Source organism: Komagataeibacter sp. SM21, assembly GCF_041402665.1.
Classification (GTDB): domain Bacteria; phylum Pseudomonadota; class Alphaproteobacteria; order Acetobacterales; family Acetobacteraceae; genus Komagataeibacter; species Komagataeibacter saccharivorans.
Window position 1 is genome coordinate 70954 of record NZ_JBGLOV010000010.1, and the last position, 11836, is coordinate 82789.

General features: G+C 57.7%; 8 protein-coding genes. 5 read left to right on the forward strand and 3 right to left on the reverse strand.

What is annotated here, in order from left to right; all coding sequences use genetic code 11:
* Positions 1–102 precede the first annotated feature (102 nt).
* Complete coding sequence (locus ACBR42_RS11085; RefSeq protein ID WP_371208047.1) at positions 103–2370, reverse strand: TonB-dependent receptor; 2268 nt, start codon at positions 2368–2370, stop codon at positions 103–105.
* Between the two features lie 426 nt (positions 2371–2796).
* The gene (locus ACBR42_RS11090) at positions 2797–3453 is read right to left on the reverse strand and encodes a TetR/AcrR family transcriptional regulator (protein WP_371208048.1); all 657 of its coding nucleotides are present in this window, start codon (positions 3451–3453) and stop codon (positions 2797–2799) included.
* 100 nt (positions 3454–3553) lie between these two features.
* Here ACBR42_RS11090 and ACBR42_RS11095 point away from each other — a divergent pair, with 100 nt between their 5' ends.
* Positions 3554–4975 carry a coniferyl aldehyde dehydrogenase gene (locus ACBR42_RS11095; protein ID WP_371208049.1) on the forward strand — a complete coding sequence of 474 codons (1422 nt, stop codon included), beginning with the start codon at positions 3554–3556 and terminating at the stop codon, positions 4973–4975.
* A gap of 120 nt (positions 4976–5095) precedes the next feature.
* Here ACBR42_RS11095 and ACBR42_RS11100 read toward each other — a convergent pair whose 3' ends face one another.
* Complete coding sequence (locus ACBR42_RS11100) at positions 5096–7603, reverse strand: TonB-dependent receptor (RefSeq protein WP_207918750.1); 2508 nt, start codon at positions 7601–7603, stop codon at positions 5096–5098.
* A gap of 284 nt (positions 7604–7887) precedes the next feature.
* On the opposite strand from ACBR42_RS11100, the gene ACBR42_RS11105 reads away from it, so the two are divergent.
* The 4 genes from ACBR42_RS11105 (at position 7888) to ACBR42_RS11120 (ending at position 11628) form a co-directional block, all read left to right on the forward strand.
* Positions 7888–8751, forward strand: coding sequence for an ABC transporter permease (locus ACBR42_RS11105; protein ID WP_371208050.1), 864 nt, complete (start codon positions 7888–7890; stop codon positions 8749–8751).
* Positions 8752–8789: 38 nt separating this feature from the next.
* Positions 8790–9506: an ABC transporter ATP-binding protein gene (locus tag ACBR42_RS11110; protein WP_371208091.1), complete on the forward strand. Its 717-nt coding sequence runs from the start codon at positions 8790–8792 to the stop codon at positions 9504–9506.
* A 36-nt stretch (positions 9507–9542) separates the two neighbouring features.
* Positions 9543–10487, forward strand: a complete 945-nt coding sequence (locus ACBR42_RS11115) for an aliphatic sulfonate ABC transporter substrate-binding protein (RefSeq protein ID WP_371208051.1) — start codon at positions 9543–9545, stop codon at positions 10485–10487.
* Positions 10488–11235: 748 nt separating this feature from the next.
* Positions 11236–11628, forward strand: a complete 393-nt coding sequence (locus ACBR42_RS11120; protein WP_371208052.1) for a hypothetical protein — start codon at positions 11236–11238, stop codon at positions 11626–11628.
* The last annotated feature ends 208 nt before the right edge of the window (positions 11629–11836 follow it).

Sequence of the window (11836 nt, forward strand, 5' to 3'; positions counted from 1 at the left end):
GGCAGACAAAAAAAGTTTGTACCCTGTTTTATTCGACTGTCATCCTGCCTTCCTGAATATCAGGAAGGCAGGCATCGCAGTTTGTATGATCCGTAATGAAAATCAGAGATCGGCGCTGATCGAGAATTTGAACGTCTCGGGGTCTCCCATAACCAGATCGCTCTGGTAAACGGAGGCCCAGTAACGCTGGTTGCCTATATTGTCGACTTCAAAGCGCGCAGTGAGCGGTTTTTTTGCCGCCAGGAAAGTATATCGTGCGCCCAGATCGAAACGGGACCATGCGGGCAGATGCGTCGTATTGGCGTTGTTGAACTGCTGCTTGCCCGTGCTGATCACGCGGCCAACCAGTGTCAGCCCCTTTACGAAGGGGACATCGTATTCAAGGTTGCCATTGATGGTATAGTTCGGCACGCCGATCACGGTCTTGCCATCATACGTGCCACCCGTCGTATGCATCTGCTTGGCGTCAATCAGGGTCAGGCCACCGTTAAAGCGCAGGCCACGCAGGATTTCACCATTGAAGGTCAGTTCCATGCCCCGATTACGCTGCTTGCCATCCTGGGTATAAATTTCCTGACCGGTATTGCCGTAGGCTTCGGTCATACCCTGCGGCATGGAGGTCTGGAAAAAGGCCACGCCAGCCGCAAACCGTCCCACGTCATACTTGGCACCGACTTCGTACTGGGTGCTCTGGTACGGGGCGAAAACCTGTCCGGCATTGACGTAGGTTGCCCCCACGGTCTGCCCTGCCGACAGGCCCTGAATACGGTTGAAATACAGGGCGGCGTGTTTGACCGGGTGGATGACAAGCCCGATGACCGGCGAGAATGCAGCAGCATCGTAATGCGTACTCAGGGTTCCCGTGCCATAGGCATATGAATCCGACAGGATATCCTGATAACGGAAGCCGCCTGTCAGCGCGATGCGATCATGCCAGAACGTCATCGTATCGGACAGGAAGAAACTATACAGCTTGTTCCATGCCACACGACCGGGATTGTTCAGGTTGCCCCCGCTATAAGTTTCCGACGGCGTGAACTGCGTGGGGTGATAGATGTTACCTGCGTTGGAGACGAGGCTCATGGAATAGGCCGCGTCCGATTCTTCCCATATCGCGGACCCGCCCGCATTGATTTCGTGCTTGATGGGGCCAGTGTTGACGTGCGCACGCACGCCAGCCTGGGTTGCTTCGTTCATGACATTATACGCATCCGCCATGGCACCCACCGTGCCGTCACCGGTGCGGGAGTTGGTAAGCGTGGTGGTCGCGTAATTGCCCATTTCATTGCCGCTCTGGGCGCCGAATTTGCCATATGCCGTTATGTGGCTGCCAAAATCATGTTCAATGTTCAGCGTGCCAAACAGATAGCTCAGATCGGTATAGGCCCAGCGCTGGCCCCAGTTTTCCGAAGGGGACGTTGCTTTTGGCGCAGGCATGTCCGTCGCCAGACTGGAAACGATGATCGCGCTGCGTCCACCAAAAACCTGCTGTTTCTGGTAGTTCATGTTCATGTCGATGCGCGTATCGTCATTATGCCAGTCGAAGGCCGCACCAAGGGCGACATCGTCATGCCGCTCGTCCTTGATTGCCGTTTCTCCATCCATGCCGGCGGCGTTGAAGCGGAATCCAAAGGCATGGTCCTTTCCAAACCGGCGGCTTATGTCAAACGCGCCACCGCCCTGCCCGCTGCTGGTATAATCGCCGGTGATACGGGTGATATCCGTCGCCCCCGCCCGTTTGGGGATCAGGTTGACATTACCACCAATGGCCGAGCCACCGGGGGCCGCGCCATTGAGGAAGGCGCTGGCGCCATTGAGCACCTGCACTGAATCATAAAGCTGTGGAGACACAAGCTGGCGCGGCGTCACGCCATACAGGCCATCAATCGCCACATCATCCCCATACAGGGTGAACCCGCGGATCTGGAAAAGCTGTGCGTAATTGCCATACCCCATTGTGGTACGCACGGTGGGATCGTTCAGCAGGACATCGCCCAGCGTCTGTGACTGCTGGTTCAGGATCAGGCTGGAATTGTAGCTGCGGATGTTGAAGGGCACATCCAGCCCCTTCTTGTTGCCCAGCGCGCCCAGATCACCGCCGCTGCTTACATACATGCGGTTCTTGCGCGCGGCCGTGACGACAATGTCCTCATGCTGGCCGGGCGTGGCATCCGGTGTGTTTTCAGCCGTCGGGTCCGCGTTTTTCACCGGGGTATGGGCAGGCTGCGTGCGCGGTGCGGAAGACGGTTTCACCTTCTGTGGCACGGGGCTGGACTCGTCTGTTGCAGCGAGGGAAATCACCGGATTGGCAAGACCCGCCAGCAGGCTGGAGGCGCAGATGGTGCTGAGGCAAAGCGCACGAAGACTCATTATCAAAGCTCACGATATGACGTTCCCGACCGCTTATTTAGTAAATGATAGTGAATTGCAATATCAAATATGTCTTTTATGGGACAAACATTCCGAAGGGTTTTCCGGCCGCGTTCTGATGATTCTTTCCGGCTGAGGCCCTGTGGTCTGAGCAACAGACAGTGGGCGCGGATGTCACACTTTTACGACGATGCCGGGTTGTCCCAACGTGGTGTTCGCCTAGTTCTATGGCAGGCTGCTTTGCCTGATCTGGCCTTATGCGCTGCATGTGGCATGCGTCGGTTTACCGGTCGCCAGCGGGCATTGACCCTGTCCATGCTGCGATGGAGGCAGAAGGACACGTTGGAACGTGTGCATGCAGAACTGTTTGAAATGCCTTATGATGTAGTTAAAATTTGGCGTCAAAAGATGCAGGTATCAATTTCATTATATTACTTTTGGATATGGTTCCGGATCATAAACTGATCCTGTACGACCATCCCGCTGACATAAGCCATCCAGCAGCACGTCCAGCGCCGCACGGACTGGCTCCATTCCTACCTTTTCTTCAAGAAGCTGGCCATTGATGGCCAGCATGGCCAGCCCGTGTACCTGCGCCCAGCTTGCCGCCGCCAGTGCGCTGATGGCAGCCGGGCGGAAACTGCCGTTCTGTTGCCCCTTCTCCAGAAGGCGTAAAAGGATTCCGAAAGTGTCCATGGCTGCGTCATGCAGGTGCGTGTCCGCCGTCTTGTCCGCGTCCGCGCTGAACATCAGGCGGTAAAGGCCGGGATTGTGGAGTGCGAAATCAATACAGGCCCCGGCTCCGGCAATGAATTTTTCACGCACGGAAAGACCCTTTGCCCCCACGGCTTCCGTCATGCCCTGTCCCAGCCGGATAAAACCGATCCGCGCCAGTTCCCGCAGCAGGTCCTCGCGATCGCGGAAATGCTTGTAGGGGGCAGCGTGACTGACACCGGTGCGGCGGGCAACCTCGCGCAGGGTAAAGGTCCAGTTCTGATCCGTGGCCAGTATGCCAAGGGCCGTGTCGATCAGGGCGCGGCGCAGGTCGCCATGATGATAGGGACGGTCTGTCGTTTCACTCATTCGCGATAGCCATGTTTACAGAAGAAACTTTCGTTGACACCGGATCATTCTACTCCATATCCTGCCTGCATAAGTTTCTCCTGTAAACATGGAGGTCGCAATGTCCAATACTGTTTCAGCAAATGTTACCCCCGATGACCTGCGCCGTATCCTCGACCGTCAGCGGGCTGCGTTCGTCAATGACGGACCGCCCGTCCTGAAGCAGCGCCGGGCCGATCTGCGCCGCCTGAAATCTGAAATCCTGAAGCGGCGGACGGACATCACGCACGCCCTGAAAACGGATTTTGGCCAGCGATCGGAACGCGAAAGCGCAATTGTGGAGCTGATTCCGCTGGTGCAGTCGATCAATTATATGATCTGTCATCTGGGACAGTGGATGAAGCCGGAACGCCGCCACGTTTCCGCCTATTTCCGGTCGGGTCGTTCGTGGGTGATCCATCAGCCCGTTGGCGTGGTGGGCATTATCGCGCCATGGAATTATCCGCTATCCCTTGCTCTTGTACCATTGGCCACCGCGATTGCTGCTGGCAACCGCGCCATGGTCAAGCCATCGGAACTCACACCCGCCACATCGGCTGTGATCGGACAGATCGTGCAGGCTGCTTTTGCGCCGGAACAGGTGTCCGTCGTGACGGGGGATGCCGAACTGGGTGCCGCGTTCTCCGCCCTGCCCTTTGACCATATCCTGTTTACCGGTAGTACGGCGGTGGGAAAGAAGGTCGCCGCTGCGGCCGCAAACAACCTGACCCCGGTGACGCTTGAACTCGGCGGGAAGTCACCGGTAGTGATTGAGCCCGGTTTTACCATACCGCTTGTGGCGGATCGGGTGGCATTCGGCAAACTGACCAATGCGGGACAGACCTGTATCGCACCGGATTACGTGCTGGTTCACGAAGCGGATCAACACGCTTTCGCCACGGCGTATCAGGCCGCTGTGGAAAAGCTTCATCCGGGCGGTTACGCTGGTTCACCCGATTACACCGCCATCCTGAACCAGCATCATTACGAGCGGCTTACTGCTCTGGTCCGCGATGCCGAGGAACACGGCGCGCGCGTCATCCGGATGGGCAGCAACTCAGCATCCAGTCATGTCCTCGCCCCGGTTCTGCTGCTGGGCGTCACAGCAGAAATGGCGGTCATGCAGCAGGAAATCTTCGGGCCTGTCCTGCCTGTACTGACATATCAGACACTCGATGAAGCGATCGCCTTCATTAACGCCCGCCCCCGACCTCTGGCTTTGTATTACTTCGGCAGAAAGCGCGCTGACCGGGACAGGGTGCTGAAGCGCACGGTATCGGGGAGTGTGACCATTAACGGTACGTTGCTGCATTATGCGCAGGACGACCTGCCGTTCGGTGGCGTGGGGGATAGCGGGATCGGCGCGTATCATGGGAAAGAAGGCTTCATGGCTCTTACCCATCCCCGGGGCATTTACCGGCAGGGTCGTTTCAATGCCGCCACGCTTCTTAAGCCTCCCTTTGGCAAGCTGACCGATGCCATCACGAATTTTATTCTACGGTGAGAAAAAATGCACTCTGGAGGCAGAATTCCCTGTGATGGGCGATTACGGTTGCTGGACCGGCGGGGCAGTCACGTTATGGCTTCCCGCCGGTAATGAACGTCGTGAACGATTTCCCCGACACTACAGACGATAGCTGAATTCACCACCGAACATCGCCGGGTCGCCGAGTTGCCCGTAAAATACGGCTCCGGCGGCAAGGGGTGTCATGGTAATGAAATACCGCTTGTCCAGCATGTTATGTCCCCAGAAACTGAGATCCCATTTGCCCGATTCAGGCCGTATGCCGATATGACCATCCAGCAGCCCGTACGGCCTTATGCGCGTATAGGAAGATTCGGATGCGTCGGCATAATAGCTGCTGCGATAGGTATAATCCGCACCAACAAAGAACACGAGCTGCCGCCAGAACCGACCGGATACATTGCCGATGTTTCTGAGATGCGTAGTATATTCCAGCCCGGCGGACAGGTTCCATCGGGAATTCAGCGGAATCTGGTTTCCCGTCAGACTGTACAGTCCTGACACGTTGGAAGATTCCAGCGGATGGGACGCGTTATTGAATGATGCGAAGAAGGCATCGGTATAGGATGCGGACAGGCGGCCCTCCAGCCCGGGGAGGATGGTGCCGCGTGTTTCAAGTTCCAGCCCGCGCGAAACAACGTGTTTGGCGTTTGTCAGATATGAAATCGTGGTGCCAGCCGAAGTATAATATGCGGCACTGGTGATGTAATCATGCACGTTGTTCCAGAATGCATCGAAATTGACCACGAGCCGTTTGTTGAAAAACGCATTCTTGCTTCCGACCTCGAACATGTCGTCGAGTTCCGGTTTCACGTCCGGATTGGCGCCCTGCGCGATGTTCAGGCTGACCAGATTGATCCCGCCATTCCTCAATCCGCGACTGTAGGTGGCATAGACCAGATTATTGCCGGTTGGACGGTACACAAGGCTTAGCGTGCCGCTGGGTTCGCTTTCCCGATGGAATGCGTGATAGGACGTCGCCGCCCCCAGCACCCCCGCAGCAAGTGACGGGTTGGATGAGTTGACGATGGTTGATGTATAGCTGCCTGACTTGGTGACAAAGGAATACCGGAATCCCCCTTCAATGGAGAGTTTCGATGTAATGTCGTATTTCGCGCGCACATAGCCCGCAAGATCGTTGGTGATCGGATTATCCGATGATCTGAACAGCGCACCATTATAGGCGGAATTGTACACGGCAGGCGACAGGCCGTAGCCATAATACTTTGCGCCCTGCGCGGAAATCTGCCAGCGCGTGTAATCCGGCACTTCCTCATACATGTAGAAAGCACCGGCGGATATGTGGAAACGGCGTCCTTCGGGGGACGATATCTTCAGTTCTTCCGTGGCGTGCTGTTCATATACCTGATTGTTGCCAGCGGTCAGCGTCCGCAACCCCGGTATGGTGCCAAGACCACCGGAAAATCCGTTATGCGGGTACCACAGCCATGAATGCCATGCCGCGGTATTTTCCAGTTTCCACCCATGCGGCAACCGATAGGTAACATCCAGCGAGACACCGTACGTTTCCTGATCCACGGCCTGACTGCCGGTAGATGGCAGGGCCACCTGCATGTCACGGACGCCATGGGCGGGCAGCGTCTCAGCCCCCGCAAAGGCAGCGCGTTGCCAGTAATTTCCCACCACGGCCGCCCCGTTGGCATAGTGGGTAAGTGCCGTGGAAAAAGGTGTGACGCAGCAGCTTTCCTTAAGATGCGAATAATCGGCGATCAGGCGGATTGTCAGCCTGTCAGTGGGAACTGCCAGTATCTGCCCCTTTACGCCAATATCGTGATAATCCTGATAATCCCGCCCTGTCGTGACGTTTTTTATATAACCGTCATGATTGATCGAAAATCCGGACAGGCTATAGGCGACCTTGTCGCTGCTGCCGATCGGGCCGGTGGCCCGTAGCCGGACATTGGCGGTATTGTAACTGCCATAATCGCCGGTGACGGAGTAGCCCCGCGTAAAGGACGGCGCGAGCGTGGTGATGTTGATCGCGCCGCCATCGTTATCCACCCCACCACGCGTAGCCTGCGGGCCCTTGAGAACCTCCATGCCTGCCAGATCGCTGATGTCGCCCAGTACGGCGCCGGGCCGTGTCTGGTACACGCCGTCGATATAGACAGCCGTACCGTTTTCCAGCCCGTCCTGCGCGCTGGAACTGAAATTGCCAAGGCCGCGCACGTTGATGGCCGTGTTACGGGGATTGGTGACCTGAAGCGAGACCGCGGGCAGCAGTTTCACAGCCTGCTGTATGTTGGTGATCTGGTGGGATTGCAGATCGTGTTCGGTGATGGTCGTCACAGCCACGGGGTCGTTCTGCCGTGCAAGGATCTGACGCCGCGACAGGGAGCGCGTGGCAGTGACCTTCATTTCCTCGGGATGCGTAGCGATCACGGCGTTCGTGCTGCGCGTTGCCGGGGAATGGGACTTTACGGCTTTCGGGGCGCGCTGCGGATTGCTCGGGCTGTCGGCGGCATGGCCGGGGTTGATGACGCCCGTCGTCACCAGCAGCGAGAAGGCCAGGGAACAATGCGCGACCAGACGCCTGTCCGATGATGGCCATCGTAAATTCTGCTGTCCGTCCGGTATGGCGCGCATTGCATCCCTCGAAATAAACGAATCATATGTGCATATATTATTACCACTACAGATAATCGTTCATAAGTTCGGATGTGAGTCAATATGACAATACGAATCGTTTTAATATCGGTTGATCTGCGCGGCGAAAGGCATGTGTGTATGCGAGATAATGTTGGAATGGTGCGATCTCGATTAATTTAATCATATTAAATGTGAAAACCAATTGAACTACGATCACTGATGTGGAACAATTCCATCATTGGTAATGATGATATAGATTAAAAACTACAGCGGGTGATCGTATGTTAAAGGCATCCCAGCCTACTGGTATCCACACGCATGGTCTGTCAACGGATGTGCTGTCCGGCCTTCTGTCCCGACACGGCCGCCTGCCCCGATGGCGCGATATTGCGCGTTACGTTTCGCCGCTGGCGCTTGTGGCGTTGTGGCAGGGTAGCTGTTCGGTGGGTATTCTCTCGACGCATCTCGTCGCCTCGCCAGCCCAGATCGTCACGACGGCATGGTCGCTGATGCGCGATGGTACGCTGGAGGCCAATCTTGGCATCTCCCTGCTTCGCGCGGTGTCGGGACTGTCGATCGCGCTGCTGGCGGGCATGGTCCTTGCCCTGATTTCCGGCCTGTCGCGTATCGGCGAGGATATTGTCGACGCCCCGCTGCAGATCATGCGTACGCTGCCGGTGCTGGCGCTGGTGCCGCTGTTCATCCTGTGGTTCGGGATCGGGGAGACGTCAAAGGTACTTCTGGTGGCGCTCGGCGCGACCTTTCCCGTCTATCTGAATTTTCATAAGGGCATCCGCACGGTTGATCCGAAACTGCTGGAAATGGCGCAGACGCTGGGGCTTTCGCGGGGGCAGACGGTTCGTGATGTCGTTCTTCCGGCGGCCCTGCCCGACCTGCTGGTCGGCGTGCGTTATGCCGTAGGGGTCGCGTGGCTGATGCTTGTCGTGGCCGAACAGATCAACGCCGAAAGTGGCATCGGGCACATGATGATGGATGCGGAAGATTTTCTGCGCACGGACATCATTTTGGTGGGGCTGATGGTGTACGGCCTGCTGGGCCTGCTGTCGGATAATCTGGTCCGTGGGCTGGAAACGTGGCTGCTGGCCTGGCGTCCGCTTTCGCCGCGACGGGGAGAGAACGCATGAGCACCCTTTCCTCCCCCGCACAGACGCGACCCGGACCCATGGTCAATGCTGCCGACGCCGCCGTGACGGTCACCGGCCTCACCCGCCGGTTCGCCAATGGTCCGGCGGTGCTCGACGGGCTGGACCTGCATATCGCGCCGGGCGAATTCGTCGCGCTTCTGGGCCGGAGCGGATCGGGGAAATCAACGTTACTGCGTATGCTGTCAGGACTTGACCCGGTCACGGAAGGTTCGGTCCACCGTCCCGATGATGTGGCGGTCGTGTTTCAGGAAAGCCGGCTCCTGCCCTGGCGGCGTGTATGGCAGAACGTGGTGCTGGGACAGAAAAAGGACGCTTCGGTCCGTGCGCGTGCCGAAGCGGTCCTGCAGGAAGTGGGGCTGGCCCACCGTAGCGAAGCCTGGCCGCTTACGCTGTCGGGGGGCGAGGCCCAGCGCGCGGCGCTGGCACGGGCGCTGGTGCGGGAGCCGGACCTGCTGATGCTGGACGAGCCGTTCGCGGCACTGGACGCGCTGAGCCGGCTCAGGATGCAGCGTCTGGTTGCCGGGCTATGGCAGCGCCATCGCTGCGCCGTGCTCCTTGTCACCCATGATGTCGATGAGGCCGTGCTGCTGGCGGACCGGGCGGTGGTTCTGGAATCCGGACGTATCAGGACGGATCTGGCTATCCCCCTCGACCGGCCAAGACGGCACACCGACCCGCAGTTCGAACAGTTCCGCCAGACGCTGCTGGATGCGTTGGGTGTTCACGATGACTGACACGTCAGACGCGCAATAATGGAAGGAAGGCAGAAAGTGTTATTTTCGAGACGTCGCGTTCTGGCCGCATTCGTGGCGCAGGGGATCATGGCCGGTATGGCACGGCGCGTCCATGCCGCGTCCCGGACCGTTCGGATTGGCTATCAGAAATACGGCACGCTTGTCCTGCTGAAAAACAGGGGATTTCTTGAGGATGCGCTGCGTCCCCTTGGGGTGTCGGTGGAATGGGCGCTGTTTCCTGCCGGGCCGCCGCTGTTGCAGGCGCTGGTGGCCGGCGCGCTGGATTTCGGGCAGACGGGGGACCTGCCGCCCGTCTTCGTGCAGGCGGCCTCGCCCGACGCTCTGGTCTATGTCGGGCATGAAGCCCCGACTGGCACCAGCGAGGCCATCATTGTTCCCTCATCAAGCCCCATTCACTCGGTGGCTGATCTGAAGGGCAAGCGTGTTGCGGTGACCCGGGGGGCGGATGCCCACTGGCTTCTGGTTGCCGCCCTGCGCAAATATGGCCTGAGCCTGAACGATATATCGGTATCCTATCTTCTGCCTGCCGCAGCGCGACCGGCTTTTGAGACAGGACAGGTCGACGCATGGGCAATCTGGGACCCGTATCTGTCCGGGGCCAATGCCGATACCCGTGTCATTGCGACCGGCGATGACGTGAATGGCGGCACCCAGTTCTATCTCGCCCGTCGGGGATTTTTCGAGGAGAGTTCGGATCTGGTGCGCGCCATTCTTGCGGCGATCGCACAATGCGATGACTGGGCGACGAACCACAGGGACGATGTCATCGCCCTGCTGGCCCACAGCACAGGACTGCCCGCGGAAGTCGTTGCCCGTTCGGTTGCGAAACTGCATTACGGCCTGCTACCCATGACCCCCGAAGTGATCGCAGGGCAGCAGAGGATAGCTGACAGTTTTCATGCGGCTGGTTTGCTGGCCACATCCCCTGAAGTGGCGGCCGCAGTGCCCAGGATTCCTTGAGAGAATAGTAGGCCCATACGTTAATTAATTGGGGTTATCTTCAATAATTACAATAGACAGGGTACCTGCATGCCATGGCGTGCTATCTGGCCCGGATTGATGTAGTCGGTCGGCTCGTATGGGAAATCCATGCTGTGTAGTCAGGGGTACATGCTTTTGCAGTAGCGGGAACTGCATGGGTTTTCGATACGGGCCTTCCTTCTCAAACATACGATGGAATGGTTCCGTGTCGGGAATGCCGTAAGAAATGTAACCGCCCGCTCTTCTCGGCAGACTTTTCCGGCGATATCGGACGGGCCGGAAAAATAGGACAGTCCCAGTTACGGTGAACGGGTAGCCTGTGTCCTTCGGCTGTTGTCCGTAAGATTTTGAGAGATACGTCTCGTGTGACCTTCAGCGCCCATCGCTATCCTGTCGGTCTGTATCTATTCATCCGTATTTTCACAGGAATTCACCGGGTCCCCTCTCCCGTCCTGTAGGGCGGATATGGCAGCACGGGAGGATATTTCATTTCATATTGACAGTATGACTGCTGCCCCATAAGGAACGATACGGGATCGTTCAGTAATGGAATGATCCTTGTTTCGACCATATCAGGCAGGAGAAGTCGTATGATGTGACGACGCCTGTCGGGGCCTCATATGCAATGAATCTATCCCGGACTATTGGCCTGTGTTTTCTTATGGGGTCGCTGCCCCTTTATGATAAGGCACAGGCCCAGACGCACTGCGCGCCAACCGATGCAGTTATGGATATATCCGCGCGCCAGATCAGTGCGGGTGTCGGATATCTGTGGGGCCATGGCGCATTGTCCGCTGGTGAACATGTTTACGCGTTTACGGTGCGTGGTGGCGGAATGCCGAGCATAGGCAGCATCTCCCTGTCCGGGCGCGGATGTGTCCACAATCTGGGACGCGTGCAGGATTTCAACGGTACATACTGGACGCTTGGCGGAACCCTTACCGTCCATCATGGTACGACCGGGATTGTTATGGAAAATGCCCGTGGGGTCGATATCGACCTTCATGCCCGGACCAGAGGCGCGCAACTGTCAGGCCAGATTTCGCGGCTGTACTTCCGTCTGGTGAATCGGCCATTACAGCCCGCGACCCCCACGGTGGATAAGATACATCTGAACTGAGGCTGGCTGCCCTTTTCATCGGCTGTGGCCATGTAGTCGGGGCGGTTTTGCGTGATACCCGCTGGGGGCTTGCCCGCAGGATCATTTGCGCATTTATCCGCAAGCCACAGCAGAACGTTCGGATACAGCTCCCCTTCCGGCCCCATTTTCGATATGGAAACCGTAGGGATAATCCGTTCTTCGGAAAGGGGGCATCCGGGGGGATGCT

Coding starts and splice junctions, on each gene's coding strand:
- ACBR42_RS11085 (WP_371208047.1), bottom strand. CDS start 2,370: ATGAGTCTTCGTGCGCTTTGCCTCAGCACCATCTGCGCCTCCAGCCTG.
- ACBR42_RS11090 (WP_371208048.1), bottom strand. CDS start 3,453: ATGAGTGAAACGACAGACCGTCCCTATCATCATGGCGACCTGCGCCGC.
- ACBR42_RS11095 (WP_371208049.1), top strand. CDS start 3,554: ATGTCCAATACTGTTTCAGCAAATGTTACCCCCGATGACCTGCGCCGT.
- ACBR42_RS11100 (WP_207918750.1), bottom strand. CDS start 7,603: ATGCGCGCCATACCGGACGGACAGCAGAATTTACGATGGCCATCATCG.
- ACBR42_RS11105 (WP_371208050.1), top strand. CDS start 7,888: ATGTTAAAGGCATCCCAGCCTACTGGTATCCACACGCATGGTCTGTCA.
- ACBR42_RS11110 (WP_371208091.1), top strand. CDS start 8,790: ATGGTCAATGCTGCCGACGCCGCCGTGACGGTCACCGGCCTCACCCGC.
- ACBR42_RS11120 (WP_371208052.1), top strand. CDS start 11,236: ATGGATATATCCGCGCGCCAGATCAGTGCGGGTGTCGGATATCTGTGG.